Source organism: Bradyrhizobium sp. PRIMUS42 (assembly GCF_023006515.1).
Classification (GTDB): Bacteria; Pseudomonadota; Alphaproteobacteria; order Rhizobiales; family Xanthobacteraceae; genus Bradyrhizobium.
In genome coordinates this window covers 20062-46031 of sequence record NZ_JALBGZ010000006.1, presented here as the reverse complement: position 1 = coordinate 46031, position 25970 = coordinate 20062, and the positions used below count along the sequence as shown (strand labels likewise).

The window sequence follows — 25970 nt, the reverse complement described above, 5'->3', positions numbered from 1 at the left end:
ATGTCCCAAAAGAAAAACCCCGCCGCTGTGGCAACAGCGGCAGGGGCACAGGGCATTGCTGTATCTAAGAATACCGCAACTATAGCCCGAACTGGGGGCAAGGCCAATAGGCCCGCAATCACCAGCATCCGGCGCAGGCCGTACGGCAAGGCCGCGTGGTTGGTGTCGATCGAAGGCGTCTGCGCCGACACGCCAGTACGCGATCGGAAATTGCGCCGCTACCGCAGGTTCTGCAACGCCATCAATTATCGGTTCGGCGTCACCTTCGATCCGATGCCGCAGGTCGATTGGTTGGCCATGGTCGAGGCGGCGATGGCGGAAGGCGGTGTATCATGAGCATCGTCACAAAATTAAAGCAGCCGAGCATCGCCGAGCAAATGATGCGGCTGTTTCCCGCGAGTCAGCGGGCGCATGCCACTTACGATCCTGACGAGTCCACACACACGAGACGGGCGGACGGTAAGCTCGCGGTGCCGTACCGGACGGTGCGCAAACCTGTCACACTCGATCTGTGGAAGCGGCACCTCGCCGGAAACTCTCCGCTCGTTCTCAGCATGGCCTGCGACGACTGCACGAGCGGCGTAAGTGTGGTCGATGTCGACCAATACGACACCGACTGTACCGCGATCGTCGGAGCGATCAAGGCGCACAAGCTGCCGGTCTACGTTCGGCCCTCCAAATCCGGCGGCGCGCACGTTTACGCTTTTCACGATAAGCCGATCCCGGTGGCAGAGGCGACCGCGGTCGCGGAGGGAATGGCGCGGCGCCTTGTCCTCACAAAGGTGGAGTTTTTCCCAAAGCCGCAGAACCCCGATCCCGCCGTGCTATCGAAGCCGCTGAACATGCCTTATTTCGGCGGTGCAGGCGGCTTCATTCGTCCCGGTTCTAAGGTGCGCGACCAGATGCTCGTGGAGGAGTTTCTGCGCAATGTCAATCGCCTGACCGCCGAACAGCGTGCCGAGTTGACTTGGCTCGCCACGCCCGCCAGAAAACCATCGCCTCGCGAAAACAGGAACGATCACGTCCACGATCCTGTTTTGCTTGCTATCATGAAGGCCGATGCGGATAAGGGCGTATCGACTGATCCCGACGACTATTTCGCCGATGTCCCTGACCTCGAACTGAAAATCAGAGCTGCGCTCTCAGTAGTTCCGAGCGACGATTACGACCCTTGGTTTCGCATCGGCGCAGCAATTTACTCGGCGCTCGGCGACTCCGGCTTCCCACTTTTCGACGAGTGGTCCCATGAGTCGTGGAAGTACGATCCGCGCGCGTGCCAACGCAAGTGGCGGGAGTTCGCAGAGATCCGCTCCATCCGGGTCGAGACGATATTCTGGTATGCCGACCAGCACGACCGTGGTTGGCGCGCGTTATATCGGCGCCTGATCAACGGCGAGGTGGCGGCATGACCAAGCCATCAATCGCAAAGTTGAAAACAATGCAACAGGCCGACGCGCAAGGCTACGAGCTGGTTCGCGCTAAAGACGTTATAATTCGGGGGAAGCAATGGATCTGGCCGGGCCACCTGCTGCGTGGCGCGCAGGAGCTTCTGACTGGCATTCCTGGCCTCGGCAAATCGCAAACGCAAATTCACTTTATCGGCTGCGTGAGTGCTGGTCTCCCGTGGCCAGATGGTGCCAAGGCGTTGCCGCCCGCGAACGTCATCATGCTGACGGCAGAGGACGTACTGCACGATGAGGTAGTACCAAGGCTGCTGGCCGCCAACGCGAACTTAGATCGAGTGCACATCCTTAAGAAGATTAGAAAGGATGGCCAGGATCGTCAGTTTCTGCTCGGCGAAGATCTCGACATGTTGGAGCGGGCAGTCGCCGATATCGGCGAAGTCGGCCTCATCACCATCGATCCCATCACAGCGTACATGGGAGGAAGGCTGGATAGCCACAAGACGACTGAGGTTCGCGCCCAATTGGGGCCGCTAAAGGATTTCGCCGAGCGTAATAACATCGCGGTCTCGACGATAACCCATCCACCAAAGACCGCGGGGCAAAAGGCCATCGACCACTTCATCGGCAGCCAGGCATTCATTGCTGCCGGACGAATCGGGCACGTGTGTATCGAGGAGGTCGAGGAGGACGACGACGGCACAAAGAATCCGACTGGGCGCGTCCTCTTTGCGAACGCGAAGAACAATCCGCACACCAGGATGCCAACACTCGCCTATCGCATCGCGGAAACCGTCGTCGGTCGCGACCCTGAGACCCACGAAAACATCGCCGCGCCGCATGTGGTGTGGGAGGGCGCAGTAGACATCACCGCCGATCAAGCTGTCGGCGCGGCATCGCAAAGCGGTGGCAAGGAGAAGCGGAAGCCGCGCGGCGAGCAGAAAAAGGTTCAGGCGTTCCTGCAGTCCATCATGAACGGCGCACAGCCAGAGCTGGATGGCACCCGGACCGTGGCCGCAAGGCCCGCACTAGAGGAGGCAGCGAAGCGCGGCATTACTGCCGAGCAAATCAAGACCGCCCGCAAAAGGATGGGCATCAGCTCAACACAAACGCCAAAGGGTTGGGTATGGCGTGAGGAATTTTGAGCCGGTCTCCTTAAAGCCCACAGCCCCTCTGCCCTTCTGGCTGCAAATAAATGTACTTAGCCGCAGGGGGTATTATCTTCTGCCCCAGAAGGTACCCCCTGCCCCAGAAGGGCCTTTAAGTGTTTGTTTTTGTATCAGAAAGGCAGAGGGTCCCTAATCTCTAATAAGAGAGCCCCTGCCACTCTCCACCAATGGCCCGCCCTAAGCCCGCCCAGCGTCTTTGGCCGCCTAGCCTGCCCCCCACAACCCCGCAAGCCGCGCTGGACGCACCCAGCGAGTCCCCAGAGCCATGGCGTTTTTAATATAACCCGGGTATAATTAGTCCAAGGGTAACACCGTTGCGAGGCAGAAGCGGTGCGGTAGCTAAGTTAGAGGATAGGTAGGCGATACACGATGCCCCGCGGCCATACAGCGAGCTTGAAGATACCTAAGAAAGGCGAACGCTTTGGGGGCCGTCAGAAGGGCACCCCGAACAAGGTGACACGCGAATTGCGGGACGCAATAATTCTTGCGGCCGAGAACAGCGTGCACTCGAAGACCAAGGACCTCGTCGGTTACGTCAAGTACCTTGCGGACAGTAAGCCAGAAATCTTCGCCAGTCTGCTCGGCCGCCTGATCCCGCTGCAGGCCAAGGTGACGGCGACGTCGACCATCGAGCACACCATCAAGGCCAAGCCAGAGCCGACCATGACGCCCGAAGAGCTGGCAGACTACTACAACAAGCTGCGCGCATTGCCAGCGAGCTCGAAGCCCCTCGTCGTCATCGACAACGATACCGGCGAGCCGCTGTACTCGAAGGCCGCAAAATGATTGTCCTGCTCTGGCCACGATCGCCCCCAACAGCATGCGATGCTCGGCGCTGCTGGATGCCGAGCCGCGCGGGTGCATCGTGCAAACTCCAGCTCTGCTTGCCGTCGACCCGGAGAGGCGCTGTCCCGCTGGTACGCGCACCCCCAGTGTGCACAGCACCCGCCGCGACCTCCGCATGACGGGTACTGTGGTGTCGCCCACTGGGCGGGCAAGTCCGCAAAAACTGAAATCGAGACGGCGCTCGGATTTCCTCATGGTGCCTCCTACGGCGCTGGAGTACCAAATATGCCGAAATCACGCTTTTCAATCGCATTCTGCGTGTTGGTGAACCTCGTAACCTCAGACGCAAAGGCCAATAGGCTCTTTTCACTAGAGATTATTCGTACCGGAACCATCGCTTTCTGAACTGACTCGGGATTTAGGGTCGCTGCCGCAAAGATCGAACCTACTGTTTGCGCGCCATTCACGACACAAAAACCGGTGCATTCAAAGATGCCCGTTTCGGTCGAGTTTCCGCCTAATGGCTTCTTCGCCACGCCGGATGCAACAACTGTGATGCCGTTGTTGAAGTACCAGAAATCCTCCGGACGCTTCAACAGCGTGTCCACGATGTCCTGATTGACCTGGCTCGTCCCCAAGAACTGCCGAAGGTTCTTGTCAAACAATCAGCTACCGTTGGCTTTCATCCAACTGGCAACATCAGCGGCGCACACCTGGCCATAGACACCGAAATGCGGTTCTTTTGCTTGCCCCCATCCATATAGCTGAACTTCAGCCGATACCGGGGCTCCCGCCAACCCAGCCGCAACGGCTTTGTGTAGATCGCCCTGCTTCAGCACACGCACGAACATTAGGTCAGACGTGTCATTTTGCGATGTCACGTAATTGTCTAGCGCAGCTTGGACCTCGGTACTCAAGTCCTCTTGGCCGGTATGAGCTACAACGAGCACAAAATTTGCATTTGCGTCGAACAGAGCACTCTCAATGTCCGGCCTCTTAGCCTGTATTCGCGAATTTAGCGACGCGATGTCATTGTCGAGAAGTTTCTTCACGCCGTCGATAAACTTCAGGACCTCGCCGAGTTCAATGGACCCGTGTAGGTCCTCATGCCATTTTGTCTGGACCAGATATAGAGTTCGATCGTTCGGACTGAAATGGACCAAATCGATACCGCCATCCTGCGCGCCGTCCGTCACTGACTTCGCCAGTTCTTCGATATAGGGATGGACGTGTTCACGAGAGATCAGTCTCTTCTCACCGGCTGATATCGGTCCACTTCCCGATAACAAAAGTCACACAATTGCGTACCAAACCAACCCGCCGGTCGCGTACTTCTGCTCGCACCCCCGCCCGATAACTGCACTGAACTATGCCGCATTCGGCCAAAACGCTCGCGCAGTCTTCGAGCAACCGCAATATAGAACTTTGGAGAGTTCATCCCGATTGCTCAGAGACACTGTGCGAACTTTGGTTAGTCCCCAGATGCGAGGTGCTGAAACGGAGCTTGCGCAACGGGTCAGGACGAGGCGACCTGCCGAGCCGACAGGCTCTGCAGCTTCCGAAAATGTGGAGAAGGTGGTCGAGGATATTTTGGTGGCGCGAGAAATGGCGCGGCTCGATCTCGGCGTGGACCTTCTGATCACGCAGCCGCGGGATTAGTGGTTATTCGAATCCGCCAGCCCGCAGAAAGCCGGCGGGCGCTACATAGGGTCCTGCGCATCGGCACCGCGCATCCCGCGCAGCGTCGTTTGCAAGGAAAGGAATTTTCGATGACCAAATATTTTGGAAGGAAGTACGTCGAGGTCGACGCGGACTTTCTCGCGCCTGATGGCGCCGCGCCTTATTTACAGAGGGACTCAGCGCTCGTTCCGAGTACCAGAACGGAGTTGAACGGGGAACCGGAACAGTCCCGCATGGATGTGCAGGAAATGTTCGGGACCAACATGAGGCGGTGTCGCCTCGCGGCAGAGTCAAATGCTTCTCACACTACGCCGCAAAATCTTGCACGATGACAACTGCTGGCTGACGGCCCATCGGTCGGTCGTCCCAGGACTTTGGTTTTGTTCTTTCTCCAGAGCCACTCTTTCATTGCTAGAAATTGTTCTCGAAGCTCCGGCACGAGATTTACACGCTGCCCACGCCCAAGATTTTCCACGGCGTTGGCAATCAATCCGTACCTTGATTTATACTCGTCAGTACCCTTCAGGCCAAAATATCGAAAATCGCGACTCAGAAGCACATTGGCCCTTGCATATTGAGGGAAACTACCAAGGTCGTGGTTCAGATCGGATGGCTTGTCATGAAACTTTGCGCCAGCACGCCTAACATAGTGGCCGGATCGTAACCTAAGATGCAGTCCTGGCGCGAAGAGAATGTATCACCCTCGTAGTATTCCCCATCCGTCAGCTTCTTCGTGATGCGCGCCGCGTAGATTAATCGATTGCGCGGATCGATCGAACTAGCTGTAAAACCAAAAATCAGATCATCGACCTCCGCACTGCTGCGCATCATCGGCTTACAAATCGCCAACGATAGCATGCCGCGCTCAACGCAAGGTGCTGCTCCTGCATCTACCGTCAGCTTATAGAAATAGATGCGCTCGATGATAGTCATCTGATCGGAGCAAGAGAATTTGCGCTCGGAGGCGGACGATTATTCCCACGAATGCTGTTTCAACCGTTCCGCCAGTTCATTTATGTTACTGGGCGGGGTGTGACCTAACACTTCTTGAAGATCGAAATATCGGTGTCCCATAATGCCGCCGGGCGACGTTTTGCGGAACACTGTGTCTACCATTGTGTCACAGAGAAAAAATTTGTGGTTCGAGTTCAGATCCCAATCGCGCTCTAAGGCGGCCCTGCTTGCTCCAATAATTCGCGCCTGTTCCTCCGCCGTCACCGTTTCAGGCTCTCCCGGCTGTACAGTTACCGTGCCGGCATGAATGTCAACATTACAGGCGACAACTTTGGCTATGCCGCCAATCGCTCGGACGCACTTGTCCTTGTAGATGCCTAGGTACTTCGCGTTGCGACGGGTCCATGTCACCGGACAATAGTATAGACGAAACGCTGTGTTTTCGTCGAAGGATTGACCGCATGGCGGTACAAATATCGTATACTTGTCCCTAGGCAATAAATCCATGTAGCTGCAGAAGGCCTCGTAATCGTTAACAAGTGCCACCATTTCTTCCTCGTGTGTCGACAAGCAATTGCGGGCCTTTTCGACAATTTCTTCAAAGGACGTATGAACGACCTGTATGTTTCGCGGGGCCGCGTGCTCACGTATGGAAGCAAGTTGCTGACTTGAGTGTGCTCCCAGCGATGGACTGAGCAAGATAAGGAGCTTGTGTTGCTCTGCTCCAAACACAGCGAGGTGGTTCGTGAGCTGGACGGCATCGAAGGTCTCGGCCAACTTTGTCTCGACGGCAATCTTGACGCTGTCTTGCGCGATGAATCCGTCGACGACGCTTTTTCCCGTCCCCATCTGTTGCCGAAACTGTAGCCACGAACTGGCGAGCTGGATCTCTTGGTCAGAGCAAATCGCTTCCATCAGCTTCTCGAACTTGAAGCGATTGTATTCCCGAAATCTCAATAGTAGGAGCAGCGTGTTATTTGTGACCACGTTCTCCGGCTGCGAGTACCGCGGAAAATAGTGTAACTCGCTCATCTCTGCCCCTCCTGTGCCAAGTACAATTGATGCTTGCCCCAGCGCCCTAACGCCGGTTCACGGAGCAAAACGCTTTTCAATCTGTATACGATGCTTCCCGACTGGGCCATGAGATGGCCAAGTCTGCAGCCAATCACGGTAGCTAAGCGCGTGGAATGATACTTCGGCACCCCGCACTCGGTCAGCAAAGCGAGCAATCTCACCTCGGTGGTCGGAAAACGACTTGGCATCGATATCGTTGCCGTTCAACGACTTCGGTTCAGCGTAAATGTAAACCAGTACCGGCGACTTCGATCTGCGCTTACCATCCGTCACAAGTCCAAAGGCGTGCTTTACCAGTTGGGCAGCGTCCAGATAGCGGAAAGGTTCGTCGTCAGCCCTCAGGATATCGCGCATGCGCGCGAAAGGCGCCATCCTAGAGCCCCAAACGTCTCGGTCGTACGCTGTCGACAATGAAACGACCTTCTTGTCCCTGTACGGTTCGAAACGCTTGGACTCTACGCCGATGAGCTGTCTGTCGGTTTCGATGACAGCGTCGAGCCACGGGTGCCTCCCACCATTCCACGGAAAACGTGCACAGTATTCGATCTCGATCCATCTTGCCGGAAATGTCGCGGCCAACGATGGAAAGGCCGGTAGCATATTCGGTCGCTCGACGAACCACCCGAACGCATTCGCAGCAAGCGCCGCTGAACTCTCTGAACTTAAAAGCTTGCCGCTTGCCAGTTCATTGCCACCGGCCTTCGCAAGACGATCAAGAATGTGAGCGGCAGGAACTCCAGGAAGAAATGATACTTTGATATTGATTGCCATTTGAGCTTTCGGCTGTGCGCGCCCACTACCGCTCGGGCTTGCTGGTTATTTCTCGCAACGCCAAGCTAAGCTCCATCTCCGTGAGCTGCTCGATCAGCAGCTCTATGATCTCCTCGCAGTCCGGCCGCGTCAGCGAACGCACGTCGCGCATTGCCAATTGATTCTGGAGGATCGTCGCCATCATGGCTTTAACGCTCACGGGGGCCTCGATTGAAAATCAGATCGTCATGAAAAATCAATCTGAAGTAGATGCCAAATATCGCGTAGGAGCAACGCCCGTGAAACTACGGACAGCAGAGGTGTTCGCGGCGCACAATAGACCAAAGTGCTCTATGGACCGACGCAGGGACCCTTGCGTGTGGAAGAAGCTGGTCGAGCATAAATCAAAGGGCGGGACAGATCACCGATCTCTGCCAGCACCCCGACAGCCGCAATGAGATCAATCCCCCGCACGGCCTGCAGGGCCGCCACAACCTCGACAAACGACCACTCGGGCACCGCGTCGCGGACAGCTTCCCAACGCTCGACGCGCTCGTTTTCCTGGCGCATCCCCTCAAGTAGTTCTTCTAACGTGATGCGCTGCTCGCGATGCTCGAGCTTCTGCGTCATCAGCCACTTCATGTGGGTTGGTCCCCACGTCGTCTTGCCCGGATAGATGCGTCCCAGCCGCAGCATCAATGACGAGATCGGTTGACCCTTGGAGGTCCTTCTTCGCTGCCTGACGGGCGCGCGAGAGATCGCGCATAGCCTCATGGCGCTCGTCCGGCACCCATACCGCGGTGAGCTCGCCTGCGCGCAACAGCTTGGCGAGGCTTACCGCATCGCGTCGGTTCGTCTTCACTCGGTCGCCCGCCGAACGAGTGAGGGAGCCACCACCAGGCACTTGTGAACATCATTCAACTTCAACGTCCTGCCGGAGACGTGCAATTGATCCCCATCGAGGTCGGCATCCCGCTGGACGGTACGGGATAAGTCGTTCCATTTAGGAGATCGGCATGAGAATTATCGTACTGCTCTTGCTGTTGCTGCCGGTCTCGGGTGGGACAATAGCTTTTGTGATCCCGGCGCGGTTATGTGCCGTGTTCTTAAGAACGGCCATGTCGAGTTTCACGTCAGTGGGCCGGATCGTTGCATCTACGTCATCGCCAAGAAGGACCGGGACAACGCGGATACAGCCAAGCCGATCAAGTCTACCTGCAAGTGGGATAGGAGGAAGCCATGAGGTTCATCGTTCTATTCGCACTGTTGCTGCCGGTCTCGGCGAATGCGGCCACGTATAACAAGGCCGATTGCGAGTGCTTGCAGCACGCGGCCGAGAACTGCTATGGTGGCTACGGCGCGCTCCGCTCAGGTGCCGAGGCACGTTGGGGCCAAGAGTTCAGTGAGCGTCATCCGAGCTTCAATGCGCTGTGTCCGCAGATAATCACCATACATCACAAATACTGCAATGCCAGTGCTACACCAATCACCAATGGATGTGAGGGGAGGTCGTCGCTGTGCAACGAACTGCCGGACGGCAATTTAGAGTTCAGGTGCTACCAAGGCACCTATGTCGCCTCCAAAGAGACTGGAAAAATCGTCAAAGACAACTGCAACAAGTACTAACACGGACTCGCGCGTTCACCTTCAATCGGCGCGGTGCGAGGATCAATGTGCTGCGTATATCCAGTAGATATGCCCAGCGGCGCTTAGCCTGCACCAGCTAACGAGCCAGCCGAGTTGCCAAAAAAAGCCTTGATCGCGGCCTCGCGGTTCTCCGCAGCAATGATCAAATTTACAGAATGCGGTGACAAAACGCATCCTGTCGGCGACAATCCCATGATGTTGCAGAACCTCACCTTAAACGGCAAGTCTGAAGAAACGCCGCCGAAGCGGTCAGCGTCTGCATGCTGTGGATTAATCGCCGATGCAATCGAACTAAGATTGACCGCCGTACAGACGTTGTGCACCCACAACGTGCCTCAAGCCTTGTCATCAATTTTTGTCTTGCGCTTTTCAAGTTGTTGCGACATGTTTCACCCGCAGGGGTTGGGAATGTCATTCTTCAAATTGACTAGGAGCGCCTCGCGCGATGCTTTCGCCGTGGATGCTCCGTCTCATTCCACAACGACAAGGTTGTTTAGCGCATCTGCGCCGTGAAAGGCGGTGCTGTGCATGAGGTGGCGTGTGCTTTAACATCGGCTGATCTACAAGGGAGAAGCCAATGCCGACCACCGGGAAGAAGGCGCGTGGAGAGAAGCGGATGACTCAGGCTGGAGTCGCAAAGCGGGTTGATGAGGCGCCGTCGAACGCGGCCGAGCAGGCGAACGCTGGTCTCGGCGGAGCATCCGGCAGTGTTCCGCACGCGAATGGCCCCCAATCCGCGAATCAGTCGGATGGCGCCGCCGGCGCGCAATTACCGCAATCGCCGAAGACCGTATCTCAAGTGCTTGGCGAGATCACCTGGTTGATGACGCAAAGCCCCCGTCACAAAACCATTGCGCTCGGAGACCTTGAGTGGCTTGTGATGCCGGCGATCCTGCTACAGCAGTTCCGGATTTTTTATAAGGGCGAGCAGCCGGTTGGTGTGGCGTTCTGGGCACTGGCGGACGAGATCGTCGCGAAGCGGATCGATGCGGGGGACATGCGCTTGACGCCGGCGGAGTGGAAGAGTGGGGCGAATAAGCGGATCATCGATGTTGTCGCGCCGTTTGGGGGCGAGGGAGAGATGATCCAAGCGTTACCCACGTGATACCAAAGCTCGATGAGAAGATGTCGCTTAACCTCCCATTCAAGGGGGCGATGCACGGCATCCTGATTTGGATGCTGCCATCCCTCTTTTTCGCCACGGCGATTCACGCTGACGATACCCCGAAAGCTCGTTGCAGAAGTGTTGCTTCACTCGCGCAGGACGTTCGGCCGAGTGACCTTGCCGAATTGAGCGATATGCAGCGCTCAAATGTCCAGTACTATCTCGAAGAGCAACGGAGAAATGGGGGCACTATCGCCCCCAGAATACACGTGCTGAACGGGCTAAAATTCAGAGATCCGTACCTTAAAGATGTGGAGTTGTCGTTTTCGGTCATTTTCGAATCGCGAGATTGCGAAACGGTATGCACGGGTACAGCAGTGTTGCCCAGAGCGAGCGGCAGAACGTCACGTAAATTCTCCTATCGGAGGAATTTGGTCGTTCGTCCTGTGCCGGGATTGCTCCCTGCCCAAGATGCCGAGCGTGAATTTGGCTCTCTGATTGTGTTGGACGAGTCAGGGAAGTCACTCGTTGCTTTGTTCGATCTTTATCGGAATGCCTCAAGAGACGAAAGCTCTCACGAGAAGGCATACGTTCGGTCGGATTATCTAAAGATTTCATCTGGCCCAAATGGACATGACCGCGCGAACTATTTTGCATGTTTGCGGGACATTTTTGACATAGATGCTCCGATGCCGGGCAGCGGTGCAAGATAGAAAGTTTGATTGAGGGGGGCGGCGTGGTTGATGTGAAGATCAATTATAGTGGGCTTTCGGCTGCGATGTTGCCAAGAACGCAGCAGGTGCTCAACACGATCGTGAATGACCCGACCACCAATCTGTTGATCGGTAGTCAAACGCAATCGCTCTCGATCAAATTCGGAAACCTCGGGGCTGACAAAGCTTTCGGGATAACTGATGGCGGAAAGGCGATAACCTTCAATTTAGATCGCTTAAAAATTGATAGTAATGGAGAACTTGTCTTCAATACCGGACAAGGCGTCGATAAGCCGTTCTACGTTGTTGCGGTTCACGAGGTCACTCATGTTGAATTTCCTGATCTAACAGGTGGTGGATATTTTCACGGTGAAGTAGGCCAAACTCCGCCGGGCGATCTGGTTCTAGGTCAAGACGCCACCGGCGAAGTCGCCTTCAGATTAATTACGCTTCAGCAGGTCCAGGTATTATTCGGGTCAGCAACGCCGGATCCATTCGAACTTGGAGCGCTCAATCGGGCCAAAGTGGAGCTGAACGGAAATCCTACGACAAAGCCGGCCGTTTCGGGAATTAATTGGGATTCGTTGACCGCCGACGATATGTACAGGCTTTTGGCTGACAAGAGCAGTTCGTTTTATTCGCATCTGCCGATCAAAGCGCAAAATCGGAACTACGATACGGTCGATCCCACGCAGCCGAATGACCCAAATCTAGTTCAGGAGGATTTTTCGAACGGCTCGTCTACGATTACTGAGCATGATCTTTATAATACTCAGGCGTGGCTCTCGTACGCTTTCTTTCGAGAGGCGGATGGATATCTGCAGTTTCAACAGGAGGTGTTAGATTCCGGCGAGCAGATGCTCAAGTACTGGGACACTCACAACAAGCACCCCTACTCCGAACTCGACGTGTCCAAGGACGAGACGGGCAAGATTACCGCCGCCAACGTCCTTCTTGATCCAACAGTTGCGAACACAGGCTCCGTCGGTCAGATCTTCGGCTCGGCAATCGGACGGGCCGTTGCGGGTGACAATCAGTTCGCGCAACTTGCGGCCGGCGCAGTCGGCGGCCTAATTGGTCAGAAGCTTGGCCAACTCGTCGCAGCTTCGCTGCTCACTGACGGCTCGAGTGTTGCGATAGAGGGCGTCTTCAGCAACGTCGGCCTCAATATCGCCGGCGCGGCCGCCGGCTCGGTTGCCTCGTTCCTCACGGCCGAACTCGGCACGGCCCTCGGGCTGAGCGGCTACGGTGCCCAATTGTTCAACTCTGCCGTGGGCGGCTATGCCGGCAGCGTGCTCAACCAAGCTCTTGCCCATACGTTCGAGGGCACCGCCCTAGCCATAAACTGGACCTCCGCCTTGAGCACCTCCGTTGGTGCTCTCAGCGGCTCCGTAGGGTCGCTTCTCGCAAACCAGATTGTTCACGCCGAGAACATGGGCGGTGCGATCGGCGGGCAGCTCGCGGGGGCCGTTGGAGGGCTTATTGGGGTGGCCGTGGCCGGCGCCAGTCTCGCACTTAACCTGGTGCTGCCGGGCATCGGCGCCTTCCTCGGCACACTGCTCGGCACGATCGTCGGCGATTGGGCCGGCGGCAGTTCAACTCCGCTAGCGACAAATGTAGTGAGCCAGGGCGAGCGCTTCTACTCCACCAGCCTGAACCACGTGCAGGACGGTGGCGATGCTAGCGTGTCGGCTGCGATGGGTAACGCCGCCATCGGCATGGCCAACGCCTATTTGTCGGCGGTGGATGGCGTTGGCATGACGGGAATCGCTACGACCCTGATCGGTTATGCCGTCGTCAGCAATAACACGGGCGTGATCTATCGGGCTTCCCTCGACAGCAGCACGCAGAACTTCAATAACCTAGCCTCGGCCGACGAGGTGACGCGTTGGCTGGCCGTAAACTTGCTCCAAGGCACCGAGGCGATCGGCGGCAATCTGCTGCTGAAGCGCGCTCACCACAACGGCAATGTCGCGGATATGCTGACGCTGGCGGGCGACCTTCAGGTGGCGCAGGACTATGAGCGCTATCTGGACAATCGCGAGGTCATCAACGCGCTGATCGCGGCCAATCCGAACACCGCCTTCACCGAAGGCTGGGCGGCGACGTTCGCGCGCGTTCAGGACCTTGGGCTGAGCCACTACGGTGCCGTGGATTTTCTGGGCGGCATGGTGACCGGTTATCTCGACTCCATCCGCAAGGCGGGGCTTAGCTTCAGCCTGGCGGATTTGTCCGTGAAGCACGGCGGCGACGGTAGCGTCACGATCGCCATTCACGTCCCCGGTAATGTCGACATTCCCGGCGCGCTGTCGGTGTTCGCGAGCCACACCGACGTGGTGGTCGATGCGACTGGCAAAACGGTCGAGTTCGTCTTCGCTGACGGGCTCGCGGCCGGGAGCTTTCATGGCCCGGCGTCATCGACGATCGTTAACGGCGTCCAGGTGGTAACCGGGTCGAACGGCAACAACATTTGGTTCGGTCGCGACGATATGCCGAACAGTTTCAGCGGCTCGGCGACGAGCCAGAACGTCGCGGTCGGCGGCGCGTTGAATGACTCCATCGCGGGTGGCGCAGGCGCGGACTTCTTGGACGGCGGCGCCGGCAATGACACCCTTTTCGGTGGCCAGGGTAACGACGTCCTGCGGGGCGGCAAAGGGAGTGACAGCCTCAACGGCTGGCTAGGCAACGATACTTACGTCTTCAGCCGGGGCGATGAGACCGATACTATCTTCGACCACGTGGTCGTGTCAGGAACAGTGGTTGGCCATATTGACGGCGGCCTCGATACCCTAGCCTTCGCTTCGGGCATCAGGCCATCTGACATTGTCTTCCAGCTTTCGGGCAACGATTTCATCGTTGGCATCAAGGACCCGGCCAACCCGAGTTTGTCGCTCGCTCAGATGACCGATCGCATTACGCTGCAAAATTGGCTCGACCCGCTCGACCGCATTGAAAAGCTCGTTTTTGCCGACGGCACGACGCTTGACTTCTCGCCTCGAGCTGGTTTGGCGGCGGGCTTTGCGACAATTGATACAGCCGGTTCGACGAGCCTGATGCAGATCGGGACCAATTACTACTTCTACGCCGATGGCATCGGACCAATGTTGAAATACGGCGGCGTGCCGTTCACGTCCGACATGCTGGAAGGCCGCACGCTCCTTGGCGTAGAGCAGACCTCATTCGGCTACGAGCTCGCGATCCGCCTGCCTGGTGCTGACCAGTATACCGTCTGGAACACCGACAGCAGCGGCAATGTCGTCGGCAACGGCACCGGCGGCGTCGTGCAGGGAAACAGCACGGAGCTAATGTCGCTCGAGCCGAGCTTCCACCAAGATTTGAACGGCGACGGAGCGATCGGCGTGCCACCGGTTGAAGAAGCCGGGTCAACTATCCTGATGCTGTCCAACAACAACTATTACCTCAACAGCAAGACCACTGGCACCGGACCGGTCCTGAAGTATCAGGGTTCGCCGGTGATGGCCGCCAATTGGGGCGCGTGGTCTGTCATTGCTGCAGAGCAGGTTTCGGGTGGTGGCTACGACGTCGTCTGGAAGAGTTCAACGAGCGCGCCGCACTATTCTGTCTGGAGTACAGATAGCGACGGTAACTTCCTCACCACACTAGCCGCCGCTCCTGAAGTGCTTGGCAACGATGCCTCGCTCCTAGCGCTGGAACCGGTGCTCCATCAAGACCTCAATGGTGACGGCACGATCGGCGTCCCCACGACGATAGAGGCGCTCGGATCGACTAGCTTGGTTCTTTCGGCGAACAATTACTATCTTATCGGCTTGAGCACGGGGACTGGGCCGATTCTGAAATATCAAGGCTCATCGGTGCTTGCTTCGGCTTGGGGCGCATGGACTGTCATAGCCGCCGAGCAAGTGACAGGCGGCGGCTATGACGTCGTCTGGAAGCATTCAAGCGGGCAATTCTCGGTGTGGAGCACGGATAGCAACGGAGCGTACCTTTCGACCCTTGCGTCCGCTCCCCAAGTCTCGGGAACAGACCCTTCACTTCAGGCGCTAGAGCCGACATTCCACCAAGATCTCAATGGCGATGGCATCCTCGGCATCGTCCCGATGGAAACCTTTGGATCGACGGGGGCAGTCCTGTATGGCGGCTACTATTACCTGAACAGCCTCAGCACCGGCACCGGCCCACTCCTGAAGTATCAGGGCTCTGCAGTAATCGCCGCGAACTATGGTGCGTACAAGGTCTTTGCCGCTGAGCAGATGTCGGATGGCGGTTATGCCGTCGCTTGGAAGGACGCCTCGTCCGGTTACTATTCGATCTGGAACACAGACGCTAACGGCAATTTTGTGAAGACTCTTGCGGCTGCCCCTGAGGTCCTTGGCAATGATTTGTCTCTTAAGGCACTCGAAACAGTTTTCCATCAGGATCTTAATAGCGATGGCACCATTGGTGTACCTTCCATCGAATTGAATGGCGCGACCAGCACGGTCCTCTATGGCGGCTATTACTACATGCTCAGCACCAGCTCGGGTGCCGGCCCGATGCTGAAGTATCAGGGCTCTGCGGTAATTGCCGCCAACTATGGAGCCTACTCGGTCATCGCTGCTGAACAGGTGTCAGGCGGGGGCTATGACGTCGCCTGGAAGAACTCCTCGACCGGAAAGTTTTCGATCTGGAGCACAGACAGCAACGGTAACTTCCTGACAACGCTCGCCGCTGCTCCTGAAGTGAGTGGAAACGACCCCTCTCTGAAAGCGCTTGAAGCCACTTTCCACCAGGATCTCAATGGCGACGGCGTGATCGGTGCTTCTCCTGTCGTGCTTGACCTCGATGGCAACGGCGTCAATCTCGTAAGCTTGTCCAACTCGTCCGCTTCCTTCGATATGGACGGCCAAGGTGATCCCGCACATACGGCCTGGATATCGGGCGGCGATGGCCTGCTCGCCATTGATCTCGGTGCCAATGGCTGCGCTGGCCCAGACGGCGCGATCAATCAAGCCAAGGAAATCGTATTCACGGCTTGGGCGCCGGGCACGACCTCCGACATGGCTGCGCTGGCGCAGGTGTTTGATACCAATCATAACAGCCTACTCGATGCCGGCGACAGCCGCTGGAGTGACTTCCGGATTTGGCAGGACGCGAATGGCGACGGCATTTCGCAAGCGGGCGAACTCAAGAGCTTGGATGCGATCGGCATCGTCTCGATCGGGCTCGATCCAAAAGGCCCGTTGCAGACCTTTGCCGATGGCTCAATCATCAGCGGCTTGGCAAACTTCGCATGGAAGGACGGCACGGTTGGCACAGCTGGGGATGTCTCTCTCGCTTATGAAGCTGGAAGTTCGGCCGTCCACCAACTCTCTCAGCTGGCGGCCGACGAATTGCATGGGGCTGGCGCTCACGTTCCAGCGCTCGGGGAAGGCTTTGCCTTTGCTGTCAACTCAAGCGCGTCGATGGATGTTGATCACCTAGCATCCCACGTGATGAGCCAGCTTGGATGGCACGTGGCATAAGAGGGTTGGGGGACTCATTGACTGCGATCGAGCGTGATCACCTTGCATCGAGGAGACGACTTCGATGCAGGTGATCTTGTGCTCGCCGCCTTTTGACGCGTCTCAAACACACAACGCGCCAATCTCGACGGCGACCAGGTCGATTCCGATACGAGATGTTATGGAACATTTCCCTAAGAGCCGCATTGGCGGTCCGAGACCGCACTTCAGCGACTACCGCAATTATCCAACCAGCTTCAAGCCAGCATCACCGGTAATAGGAAAACCCAAGCGCAGCCACCCTCGTCGTTCATCGCGGACTGCCCCCTTAGTCCCGAGTGAAGCCCGCGCAGAGCCAGCCGATCAACCAGAAGCCGGAGAATGAAAGAGCCGCGCTAATCAACGTGATTGCCAACCCGATGAAAAACGGCTGCACCGCATTTTCGAGCATAGCAGGCGGCCCCGCCTTTGCCGCCCTCAAAACCGTCTCTAGGGAGTCTCCGTAGAAGTAGTATCCCCCACAGCCGGAGTCTTCATAGTCGATCTTGCTTTGATCGTAAGGTTTCATCTTGAAGGGGCGCTTATCGCGGACCAAACCTGCTATGCAACTGCGGCAGATCAAGGAAGCAGAACGGTCGCTAAGTGCTTAGGCTGGCTCCGGCATCGGACGGGACTCCCTGGCGCCGCAGAGTGAAGCAAACTCACTCCCTTGAAACGATCGCCGCACCTACTGCGGAAGGCGCGTTTAGTGGAGACTGGGGCGCATCGAAGCGAGTGGCTGCCTTCTCCCGGCCTGCAACCAACCACTGATTAGGCGGTGCTTTCACAGGATGGTTCCAGCTTCGACGAAGTGCGTAGTGCACCCGCGGAACCCCTAGCCGCGCAGGACGTTAGAGAGGGTTCGGGCCACGGGGGTTTTGCCCAATGTCCCTTGTTGAACAGGCTGGCTCGTATCGGGCCGTCCTTCTCTCCCACCGAGAGCACCTTTATGTCGAATGTCGAAGAATTTCCGCTGGCTGCTCGTCGCCCAACGGAGTTCGAAGCGTTGGTCGCGGCTGGACACGCGGCCCTCGATGCCATTCCTGGGGCGGTGTACGTCTGTGACGCGGAAGGATGGCTCGTTGCTTACAACAGCGAGGCCGTGGACCTGTGGGGACGAACACCAGACGCTGCCACGAAAGAGCGCTTCTGCGGTTCGCATCAACTGTATCTGATGAATGGAACGCCGCTCGCCCATAGCGACTGCCTTATGGCCACGGCGGTGCGTCTCGGCAGGCCTACGCGCAATGCCGAAGTCATCATGGCGCGGCCGGATGGGTCCCGCTTTACGGCCTTGGTGAACATCCGTGCGTTGCGCGACCACTCCGGCCGCATTCAAGGCGCTATCAACTGTTTCCAGGACATCACGGGACGCAAGCAGATCGAAGAGGAAGTTCGTCGGACGACAAAGGATTTGGAGGACTTCTTCGACAACGGCGCCGTCGGCCTGCATATCGTCAGCAGCGCGGGCATTATCCTCCGCGCCAACAAAGCTGAACTTGATATGCTTGGGTACAGGCCTGAGGAGTACATCGGCCGTCACGTTGCGGAGTTTCATGCCGACGCTCCGGTCATCGGCGATATCCTTCAGCGGCTTTCGTGCGGCGAGCCGCTCGACCGCTATCCTGCCCGGCTGCGAGCGCGTGATGGCTCCTTGAAGCATGTGCTGATCACGTCCAACAGCCGCTTTGTGGATGGCAAGTTCGTCAACACGCGCTGCTTCACCATTGACGTGACGAACTTGCATGCTGCTGAAGACGCACGCCGAGCCAGTGAAGCCCGGTTGGCCGCAACTTATGAGGCCGCCAGCGTCGGCATCTCAGAGACTGACGAGAATGGGCACTTCTTGCGAGTGAACGATTCCCTCTGCCGCATCACGGAGCGCTCGCGCGACGAGCTGCTGCGGATGTCCTTCTTCGACTACACCCATCCGGATGACCAGACCGAGGATGCGGAACTCTACACGCGGCAGGTCCGCGGCGACATAGAGAGCTACACCGTTCGCAAGCGCGCCCTGCGGCCCGACGGCTCCGTGCGCCATCTCGATATCTTTAGTTCATCGGTGCGCAATTCGGAAGGTCGCTTCCTTTACGGCGTGCGTGTCGCCCAGGATGTCACCGCCACCAAACAGCTGGAGGATCGCTTGCGCGAAGGGGAGCAGCGCATGCGCGATCTCCTCGAGGCGCTGCCCGCAGCCATCTATACGACCGACGCAGAGGGCCGAATCAATTTCTTTAATCGGGCCGCGATCGAGATGGCCGGGAGAACGCCGCAGCCCGGCGACGAGTGGTGCGTAACCTGGAAACTCTATTGGCCTGATGGCTCTCCGCTGCCGCACAACGAATGCCCAATGGCCGTCGCGCTGCGCGAAAACCGACCGGTTCGTGGTGCCGAAGCGGTGGCCGAGCGCCCGGACGGCGGGCGCGTGCCGTTCATTCCCTATCCGACGCCGCTGCGCGACGCGGCCGGTAACCTGGTCGGCGCTATCAACATGCTCGTCGACATCAGCGAACGAAAGCGGGCTGAGAACGCCCAAAAGGTGCTCATCGACGAGCTGAACCATCGGGTGAAAAACACCTTGGCCACAGTGCAGTCCCTCGCGAGCCAGACTGCTCGTCATGCCGCAGACCTTGACGAGTTTCTGCCGACGTTCACGGGACGACTCCTTGCGCTCGCCCGCGCGCATGACCTGCTCACCAAGCGAAACTGGCAGGATGCTCCGTTCGAAAAGCTGGTGCACGACATCGTCGCCTCTGTTTCGGGCGGAGGGATGGTGACAGCGGGGCCACACGTCGATCTGGACGCGCGCACGGCGCTAAACATCACCATGGTCCTCAATGAGCTTCTGACCAATGCCGCGAAATATGGCGCACTCTCAGTGCCAGAGGGATCGGTGTCGCTCACCTGGCGGTTCGGCGCCGGTGAGCGGCCGCAAAGCGTGCTGGAATGCGAATGGCGCGAACGTGGGGGACCGCCGGTCACGCCGCCCAAGCGGCGCGGATTCGGCACGCGGTTGATGGAGCGTTGCGTAGAGCATGATCTTGCCGGGGAGTTCGATCTGGTGTTCGAGCCGGAGGGGATCCGCTGCCGCGTGGTGTTTCCCATCAAGGTTCCGGTGTCCAATGGCTGAGGTGTCTGGCGCCAGGGTTTTCCTCGTCGAGGATGAAGGGCTGGTCGCCCTCATGCTCGAAGACATGCTCGAAGAATTGGGATTGAAGGTGGTGGCCTCGGCTGCCCAAGTGAAAAAAGCCTGCGAGCTCGCGACCACGGAATCGTTCGATTTGGCGCTGCTTGATGTGAACCTTGCTGGCGACTTTGTTTTTCCGGTGGCTCGCATCTTACGCGACCGGAGGATTCCCTTCCTCTTCAGCACGGGCTACGGCGGACCACCGCTTGAGGAGGAGTTCAGAAATGCGCCCACCATTGGGAAGCCGTTCTCCGTAGATCAATTGAGCGAGAAATTGCGGACGCTTTTGCCGGGTCTCTAGTCATGGGCATTCACCCTGCTCGCGCTGCCACTGCTGGGCGCAGCATGATCCTGCTGGCGGCATTCATCCGGCTGCTCGCGGAACCGCTTTGCGTCTTCTTGGCTCATGGGCCGAAATGCCACAACGTCGCTTGAGCGTCCACTCCGTCAGGGTTGGGCACGCGGTGGCGGCTCGAACTGCTCAATCTTCGCGTTGCCCCGCCATAACTCAACGGCGTGACCATCAACAAGCTGCTTGGCGCGCTGGCGTGCGCTGTCCTCGTCTTCACAGAGGAGGTCGATCCGGCTGGTAATGTGACCGTCTTTGTCGACGATATATGCTCGGTATTCTTCCACCTTGCGCTCTGGTCTGTGCCGTCCCGAGGGCATTTTAGAACACTTCAAAACTTGGCGTCCAGACCCTACCCACCAGGGGGGGCCCGCCCTGGTGCCAAACGCAGCCCGACAAGGCTGTTTGGCGGGAGTTCTCACGCTCCGCCTGTCATCTCACCTGATTAACAAATCCATCCCCATCAGGGGCGCCTCGGCGCGCTGGAACGTTTGGTGCCGCGGCGCGTCCTGAAGGCATCGATCCTGTTGCCTGTGATCGACCGATGGACACAGTAGTTGCCTATGCGATCTCGGCCTTTATCGTCGGCTTTGGCATCGGGATCTTCATTGCCGGTCTAAACTCTGGCGCGCCAGCTTTCTGGGCCTGCGTCGCCCTGATACCCGTTGCGATCGGGCTCCTGAGCGCTTTCGGTCCCAAATAGGAAATCCATCTCCCCTTCAAGGGGCGCTTCCGTGCGCCAGGGACTGTTGGGACCGTTGACCCCACTTACCTGATCAAATTGCCTACTGCCATAATACGCGCCCTCGGCTGATCGACGCCGGCAGAGAAACGGCCCCAGCAAAATCACGATGGTGCTGGGGCCGCTGGAGTGCCTGGCGGTAATGGGAAACGCCAAGGTGGTTCGAGCCTAGGAAAAACCGGCAATCAGTTCTGTCCGCTTTTGCACACACCGGGTATAGTTCCCGTTCGGGAACGGACCGACCGCAATGAAAGACATGCAGGCTCAGTTGGAAAAGCTCCGCACGGATGCGGCGGAATGCGCCCTCATCCGCGATTTGGCCAGCGATGCTAAGAAGCGAGAACTCTTCAGCCGGCTGGCGGATCACCTGAGCGGGCTCGCCGCCGAAGTCGAGCGCGCGATTGCGGAGGGTGTGAAGAGCAAAGGATGACTGGCGGCTGGGGCGGCCTTTCGAAGATCCGATAGACCTAGGCGGGGCTCCCAAGCTGGTGACCCGCTAGACGTCGGCGAGTGCAGGAAAGGCCCGCCAGAAAGAGGCCGCCAATTGGGGCGGCCTTAGTTCATCTTCCGGCGGAGGTTCCGGATGATCTCTCGCAAGTCGTTGGCGTACTCCTCAACGATCCGACGAGCCTCCTCCAAGAGAGAGGGCTTGGCCTCTTTCTCCTCGCTCTGTTCCTCGGGCTTGGTCATGGCCCAGTGGTGCAACTAGCTTAAAAGAGGCCCGTTGACTTGAATCAAGGAGTGACCTTACTCCGTTTACCGCAACTCCGGTGAGGTAAGCCAATCGCTGAGATGGGCGCCGGTCTCAGCTAAGCGTGCCCTCCTTAGGAGCCCCTCGCGCTCACTTCCGGCGGGCAATTGGTCGGCCAGTGCTTTCAGCTTGGCGGCCTGTTCGGCCAATCGTTCTTCAAGGGTTCGAGTTTGCTTCACTCTTCGGCGGCGCTGTGTCATGGCGCGTTCCTCAGCCTTTTACGACGACTCCGCAACGGTATTGGGCAGTTTCAGTTCCTAACATGAACCAGGCCGCGCCTCGGGAAGCCAGGCCTGCGTCGCTAGTGCTCAGAAGGGGCTCTCCCTTTGGGCTTTGCGCGCCATCTCCATCCACTCTCCTGCGAGCTTCAGCCAAGCCGCCTTATCGACCTCGCTCGTGGCCTTCCCTGCCTCGTCTAGGCAGTCCTGCGCTTGCTGGACGTATCTTGCAAAATCAGCTTCGCTCATCGCGATCAACGCGACCCCGAAAGGAAGGTGCCTACAAAAGTAAGCCGCAGGCGCTGCCTTGCGACATATCCCGCGGCCGGTGCCGCGACGAACCGCGCAAGCATCGCGATGCAGGACGCGCATGCCAAGTGCCCTTAGCTCGATCCCAAACCGCTAAACGCCTCGCGATCGCAGGCGAAATGCTCTTTCGTTGGCGAGTTAGAGTTAGCCCCCTCGATTGCCGCCTACACGCCGCACCAGGGGGTATCTTACGAGGAACGACTCTCCGGCCGAGGATATTAAGATTTTGGTCTGTGGCGCGATACCTGGACCACTCCAGCTTCGCGACATCCACCCGGGACGGCCCATCGTTCGAACGCGCGTTTGGCGATGGGTCGGCTCTCGCATGGCCTTTATCGTAGGAACTACCAGCAAGCGACTGGATTGGTGCCGTGCTCCGGCTCAAAGCCCCCCTTGGTGCCGGAGCGTTCCAACGGCCCCAGCCGCCGCCAAACGCTGGGGCCGTTTTTTGTCGATCGACCACCGCCGCCAAGTTTGCCTGTGCCATAGCAACGATGGTCGCGCAGGAGAATCGTATTGGCAGCTTTCCGCACCTGGAAAATGCCATGCAGTATATTGCATATGCGGTCGATTTGTTCGGCATTGCTCGCGCAGTTTACGAGATCGATTGCCAGACAGACAAAGACGCGGAAGATCGGGCCGAAAAATTTCTAGATCCGCACCCTGTTGTAGAGGTGTGGGACGGTCCCCGCAGGGTTGTCCGGCTAGCGCGCGATAGCTCGAACTGACCGGTCAAGCCGCATCGGCCGCCGATTTCACGCGGGCGGGCCGCTGCCGGTTTGAGAGGGCTGCTTCTCCGCAGGCGAAGAAGTAAGCGACCGTAGCACTTGTTCAGCTTTCTCCTTGGTCAAACTGGCCGCCCAGGCGGTCCCGATCAATGCTGGGCCCTTGCGTTCTCGATCGTAGACCATCCAACCGTTGCCTCCGATTCGAACCAAAAATCGGCTCTGCGATGGAACTTCGTCACTCAATGAAGCATGCTCCCGATTGCACCTAGCAGGGAGGACATTCATCTTTGAAGCGTCATTCACGTATGTGAATCGCATCGGGAAAATATGGCAATGCGCCAAGTTTTCCCTGGTGGAAATAATCAGGGGTCGGCGTGGCTCATGTCGGAACCGGGGTGCGTTGTTCGTCTTGAATCGTGCAACAACGTTCCGGAGTTCCGCGTTATGGCCCCTCGCGCCAACTGGAAAGGCTTCCTGCGCCTGTCCCTCGTCACCTGCCCCGTGGCGCTCTATCCGGCTACATCCGAGAGCGAGAAGGTCTCATTCAATCAGCTCAACCGGCAGACCGGCCACCGCATCAAATACCTGAAGGTGGACGCCGATACCGGCGACGAGGTGCCAAATGATGACATCGTTAAGGGCTACGAGCTCGAGAAGGGCCAGTACATCGAGGTATCGAAAGAAGAGCTCGAGGAGATCGCGCTGGAGTCCACGCGGACCATCGAGATTGACGAGTTCGTCGACAGGTCCGACATTGACCCGCGCTACCTGATCCGCCCCTACTACATCCGGCCTGACGGGAAGGTTGGCCACGATGCCTTCGCGGTGATCCGCGAGACCATCCGCGAGATGGACAAGGTCGCGATCGGACGGGTCGTGCTGACCAACCGCGAGCACATCATCGCGCTTGAGCCAATGGACAAGGGACTTGTCGGCACGCTGCTGCGCTATCCTTACGAGGTGCGCAGCGAGCAGGAGTATTTTGACGAGATCCAAGACGTAAAAGTCACAAAGGACATGCTCGACCTAGCCAAGCACATCGTGAACCAGAAGGCCGGACGGTTCGATCCCGAGAAGTTCGAGGACCACTATGAGACCGCGCTGATCGACCTGATCAATCAGAAGCGTGCCGGCAAGGTTATCCAACCCAAGGAGAGGCCGAAGGGCGAGAACGTCGTCGACCTGATGGAGGCGCTGCGGCGGAGCGTTGGCAAGGAGGCCCCTGCGAAGGCAGACAAGCCTGCCAAGAAGCCCAGGAAGGCGGCGGCAGGCCAGAAGGAGATGCTGATGCCGATCGCGGGCAAGAAGGCGGCCGTCAAGGAGTCGTCCGCGAAGAAGTCCGCGGCGGGGGCGCGGCGGAAATCAGCGTGAAGCATCCGGTGACGCTAGATGGACGCTACTTCGTCGTCCGTGGTCGCCTTTGGAGAATGGCCAACCCGAATCTCGGAGAGGATGAGCGCTCCGGGCTGGTGAAGCGGTTGATGGCGGCCAGGCGGGCGGTCCGCGACGCGAAGGCGGACAAAAACCTGGAAGGCGAAGTGGCCGCGCATCGCAACGTGGATCAGGTCAAGCAAGCGCTGGGGGAGCGGGGGCCGGTCTGGTGGAAAGATGGCGCCCCGGACTTCAATCGGCATATGGCAAAAAATACGCCTTATGCCGCGTGGTACGCCAACATCCAGGCCAGTCTCACTGGCCCTCGTCAGAGCACTCTGGACACGAGTCGCCAATTGAATCGAGGACATCGTTGATCTCCGCCACGGCTTGATCCGCGGAGACGCCGTGTGGTGGATCGTGGCGGGCGAGCTCGAAAGCGCGGTGGCGGGCGTGAGGGTCCGCCCGGTCTTGAGCCCAACCGTGCTCCTCGCATTCGTGAATGGCGCCGGCCTCCTGCAGCACGGAGAGCGCCCAGCCTCTCAGGGTCCTGATCGCCGGCCGCCGTTCCTTCGTCATCAGCATCGAAATCACTCCTGCCGGGACGAATCCTTCCGCCCGCCTGCTCGTTCCAGCCGGTTAGCACGGGTCTGGGATTCAAAATCGGTAGGGCTACGGCTTGTCCACGTGTTCCGCGGGGCCTGTGCAGAACGTTACGTTCCGGAAGCGGCGTCTTCCTTCACCCCGCGCGCGACGATCCGCAGCGTCCCAACCGGCTGGGGCCGCTGCAGCTTCAAGGCTTCGTCCGCTGGGGCCGTCATCCATGTCTCCACCTCGTCGGGCGTTCTCAGGATCACAGGCATCGCCTTGGGATGGATAGCGCCCACTTCGGCGTTCGCATCCGTCGTCAGGAACGCGTATACGTCGTTGGTGGTCTCCCCTTCCTTGACCTTTCTGACGGAGGTCCAGTTGGTCCAAATGCCGGCGAAACAGGCGAGTGGTCGCGTCTCGTCCAGCGCAAACCAGATGTCTCCGCCTTCCGCCTTGTTGAACTCGCTGAACGAGTTGAACGGCACCAAGCAGCGATTCTCGAGGCCGAGCCAGCGCGTCCAGTGCTTCCCTGCCAGGACCGATGGAGATTTGGCTGGATCCGCAAAGGCCATGCCAGCGGAGTATTTCACGCAGAGAGCGCTGCAGGCGGGCGCAAGGAGGACTATCGGGTGGGTGGCACCTTCCATCCATAGGACTGGCGCGGGATCTGGCCAGTAATGTCGACGTCCTTTTCGTCAGAGAGGCGCCAAGCCGCTACTCCGAAGCAGATGGTCAGGACCACGGCGGTTGTTAGCAGCAGAATCGATAGAAACTGGCTCACATCTACACCCCTGAACGCGACGCATGGGCGAGCGACCATGGAACTTCGATTCGGAAAATGCAGATGCGTTGACCTAACGGCAGAATTTCCCCAAGCTTCTGCTACCCGGCCGAACTTAAGTGCTGGAGGGGACCATTAGGGCTGGCGCAAACCGTTCCGAG

Annotated in this window: 28 protein-coding genes; 16 read left to right on the top strand and 12 right to left on the bottom strand. The window is 58.3% G+C overall.

What is annotated here, in order from left to right; genetic code table 11:
- The 4 genes from MOV75_RS01990 to MOV75_RS01975 all read left to right on the top strand — a co-directional run bounded on the left by MOV75_RS01990 (position 1) and on the right by MOV75_RS01975 (position 3358).
- Positions 1–336 carry a hypothetical protein gene (locus MOV75_RS01990; RefSeq protein WP_247004703.1) on the top strand — a complete coding sequence of 112 codons (336 nt, stop codon included), beginning with the start codon at positions 1–3 and terminating at the stop codon, positions 334–336.
- Positions 333–1409 (top strand): PriCT-2 domain-containing protein, encoded by a 1077-nt coding sequence (locus tag MOV75_RS01985; protein ID WP_247004701.1) that lies wholly within the window; start codon positions 333–335, stop codon positions 1407–1409. The genes MOV75_RS01990 and MOV75_RS01985 overlap by 4 nt, the downstream gene beginning before the upstream one ends.
- Positions 1406–2548, top strand: a complete 1143-nt coding sequence (locus tag MOV75_RS01980) for an AAA family ATPase (protein ID WP_247004699.1) — start codon at positions 1406–1408, stop codon at positions 2546–2548. Before MOV75_RS01985 ends, MOV75_RS01980 begins: the two co-directional genes overlap by 4 nt.
- A 393-nt stretch (positions 2549–2941) precedes the next feature.
- Complete coding sequence (locus tag MOV75_RS01975) at positions 2942–3358, top strand: hypothetical protein (protein ID WP_247004697.1); 417 nt, start codon at positions 2942–2944, stop codon at positions 3356–3358.
- A 263-nt stretch (positions 3359–3621) separates the two neighbouring features.
- On the opposite strand, the gene MOV75_RS01970 is transcribed toward MOV75_RS01975, so the two are convergent.
- The 7 genes from MOV75_RS01970 to MOV75_RS01940 all read right to left on the bottom strand — a co-directional run bounded on the left by MOV75_RS01970 (position 3622) and on the right by MOV75_RS01940 (position 8515).
- Positions 3622–4023 carry an AIPR family protein gene (locus tag MOV75_RS01970; RefSeq protein WP_247004695.1) on the bottom strand — a complete coding sequence of 134 codons (402 nt, stop codon included), beginning with the start codon at positions 4021–4023 and terminating at the stop codon, positions 3622–3624.
- The gene (locus MOV75_RS01965) at positions 4024–4554 is read right to left on the bottom strand and encodes a hypothetical protein (RefSeq protein ID WP_247004693.1); all 531 of its coding nucleotides are present in this window, start codon (positions 4552–4554) and stop codon (positions 4024–4026) included.
- 1084 nt (positions 4555–5638) lie between these two features.
- Positions 5639–5971, bottom strand: coding sequence for a hypothetical protein (locus tag MOV75_RS01960; RefSeq protein ID WP_247004691.1), 333 nt, complete (start codon positions 5969–5971; stop codon positions 5639–5641).
- 39 nt (positions 5972–6010) lie between these two features.
- Positions 6011–7024 carry a hypothetical protein gene (locus tag MOV75_RS01955; RefSeq protein ID WP_247004689.1) on the bottom strand — a complete coding sequence of 338 codons (1014 nt, stop codon included), beginning with the start codon at positions 7022–7024 and terminating at the stop codon, positions 6011–6013.
- 57 nt (positions 7025–7081) lie between these two features.
- Positions 7082–7837, bottom strand: coding sequence for a hypothetical protein (locus MOV75_RS01950; protein WP_247004687.1), 756 nt, complete (start codon positions 7835–7837; stop codon positions 7082–7084).
- A gap of 25 nt (positions 7838–7862) precedes the next feature.
- Complete coding sequence (locus MOV75_RS01945) at positions 7863–8021, bottom strand: hypothetical protein (RefSeq protein WP_247004685.1); 159 nt, start codon at positions 8019–8021, stop codon at positions 7863–7865.
- 146 nt (positions 8022–8167) lie between these two features.
- Positions 8168–8515, bottom strand: coding sequence for a hypothetical protein (locus tag MOV75_RS01940; RefSeq protein ID WP_247004683.1), 348 nt, complete (start codon positions 8513–8515; stop codon positions 8168–8170).
- 540 nt (positions 8516–9055) lie between these two features.
- Here MOV75_RS01940 and MOV75_RS01935 point away from each other — a divergent pair.
- The 5 genes from MOV75_RS01935 to MOV75_RS42595 all read left to right on the top strand — a co-directional run bounded on the left by MOV75_RS01935 (position 9056) and on the right by MOV75_RS42595 (position 16764).
- The gene (locus tag MOV75_RS01935; protein WP_247004681.1) at positions 9056–9442 is read left to right on the top strand and encodes a hypothetical protein; all 387 of its coding nucleotides are present in this window, start codon (positions 9056–9058) and stop codon (positions 9440–9442) included.
- Between the two features lie 114 nt (positions 9443–9556).
- A complete protein-coding gene (locus MOV75_RS01930; RefSeq protein ID WP_247004679.1) occupies positions 9557–9976 on the top strand; it encodes a hypothetical protein in 420 nt (139 codons plus the stop codon).
- A gap of 64 nt (positions 9977–10040) precedes the next feature.
- Positions 10041–10568, top strand: a complete 528-nt coding sequence (locus tag MOV75_RS01925; protein WP_247004676.1) for a toxin-activating lysine-acyltransferase — start codon at positions 10041–10043, stop codon at positions 10566–10568.
- 20 nt (positions 10569–10588) lie between these two features.
- Positions 10589–11281, top strand: coding sequence for a hypothetical protein (locus MOV75_RS01920; RefSeq protein WP_247004674.1), 693 nt, complete (start codon positions 10589–10591; stop codon positions 11279–11281).
- Between the two features lie 23 nt (positions 11282–11304).
- Positions 11305–16764 carry a calcium-binding protein gene (locus tag MOV75_RS42595; RefSeq protein ID WP_247004672.1) on the top strand — a complete coding sequence of 1820 codons (5460 nt, stop codon included), beginning with the start codon at positions 11305–11307 and terminating at the stop codon, positions 16762–16764.
- Positions 16765–17071: 307 nt separating this feature from the next.
- Here MOV75_RS42595 and MOV75_RS01910 read toward each other — a convergent pair whose 3' ends face one another.
- Positions 17072–17311, bottom strand: coding sequence for a hypothetical protein (locus tag MOV75_RS01910; RefSeq protein ID WP_247004670.1), 240 nt, complete (start codon positions 17309–17311; stop codon positions 17072–17074).
- Between the two features lie 420 nt (positions 17312–17731).
- On the opposite strand from MOV75_RS01910, the gene MOV75_RS01905 reads away from it, so the two are divergent.
- Positions 17732–19912 carry a PAS domain S-box protein gene (locus MOV75_RS01905; protein WP_247004668.1) on the top strand — a complete coding sequence of 727 codons (2181 nt, stop codon included), beginning with the start codon at positions 17732–17734 and terminating at the stop codon, positions 19910–19912.
- Entirely contained in the window at positions 19905–20270 is a 366-nt protein-coding gene (locus tag MOV75_RS01900) for a response regulator (protein ID WP_247004666.1), read from the top strand. Before MOV75_RS01905 ends, MOV75_RS01900 begins: the two co-directional genes overlap by 8 nt.
- A gap of 146 nt (positions 20271–20416) precedes the next feature.
- On the opposite strand, the gene MOV75_RS01895 is transcribed toward MOV75_RS01900, so the two are convergent.
- Positions 20417–20605 carry a hypothetical protein gene (locus MOV75_RS01895; protein ID WP_247004664.1) on the bottom strand — a complete coding sequence of 63 codons (189 nt, stop codon included), beginning with the start codon at positions 20603–20605 and terminating at the stop codon, positions 20417–20419.
- A 257-nt stretch (positions 20606–20862) separates the two neighbouring features.
- On the opposite strand from MOV75_RS01895, the gene MOV75_RS01890 reads away from it, so the two are divergent.
- Both MOV75_RS01890 and MOV75_RS01885 read left to right on the top strand, forming a co-directional pair.
- The gene (locus MOV75_RS01890; RefSeq protein ID WP_247004662.1) at positions 20863–21021 is read left to right on the top strand and encodes a hypothetical protein; all 159 of its coding nucleotides are present in this window, start codon (positions 20863–20865) and stop codon (positions 21019–21021) included.
- 286 nt (positions 21022–21307) lie between these two features.
- Positions 21308–21490 (top strand): hypothetical protein, encoded by a 183-nt coding sequence (locus tag MOV75_RS01885; protein ID WP_246917581.1) that lies wholly within the window; start codon positions 21308–21310, stop codon positions 21488–21490.
- A gap of 125 nt (positions 21491–21615) precedes the next feature.
- Here MOV75_RS01885 and MOV75_RS42405 read toward each other — a convergent pair whose 3' ends face one another.
- Positions 21616–21750, bottom strand: coding sequence for a hypothetical protein (locus MOV75_RS42405; protein WP_258719577.1), 135 nt, complete (start codon positions 21748–21750; stop codon positions 21616–21618).
- Positions 21751–22709: 959 nt separating this feature from the next.
- On the opposite strand from MOV75_RS42405, the gene MOV75_RS01875 reads away from it, so the two are divergent.
- The 3 genes from MOV75_RS01875 (at position 22710) to MOV75_RS01865 (ending at position 24814) form a co-directional block, all read left to right on the top strand.
- Positions 22710–23066 carry a hypothetical protein gene (locus tag MOV75_RS01875; protein WP_247004658.1) on the top strand — a complete coding sequence of 119 codons (357 nt, stop codon included), beginning with the start codon at positions 22710–22712 and terminating at the stop codon, positions 23064–23066.
- 444 nt (positions 23067–23510) lie between these two features.
- On the top strand, positions 23511–24437 hold the full coding sequence (locus tag MOV75_RS01870; protein WP_247004656.1) for a Ku protein: 927 nt from the start codon (positions 23511–23513) through the stop codon (positions 24435–24437).
- Positions 24434–24814: a hypothetical protein gene (locus MOV75_RS01865; RefSeq protein WP_247004654.1), complete on the top strand. Its 381-nt coding sequence runs from the start codon at positions 24434–24436 to the stop codon at positions 24812–24814. Before MOV75_RS01870 ends, MOV75_RS01865 begins: the two co-directional genes overlap by 4 nt.
- On the opposite strand, the gene MOV75_RS01860 is transcribed toward MOV75_RS01865, so the two are convergent.
- Positions 24753–25022, bottom strand: coding sequence for a hypothetical protein (locus MOV75_RS01860; protein WP_247004652.1), 270 nt, complete (start codon positions 25020–25022; stop codon positions 24753–24755). The two genes, MOV75_RS01865 and MOV75_RS01860, sit on opposite strands and share 62 nt — an antisense overlap.
- A 128-nt stretch (positions 25023–25150) precedes the next feature.
- Positions 25151–25600 carry an SOS response-associated peptidase family protein gene (locus tag MOV75_RS01855; protein WP_258719578.1) on the bottom strand — a complete coding sequence of 150 codons (450 nt, stop codon included), beginning with the start codon at positions 25598–25600 and terminating at the stop codon, positions 25151–25153.
- Between the last annotated feature and the right edge of the window lie 370 nt (positions 25601–25970).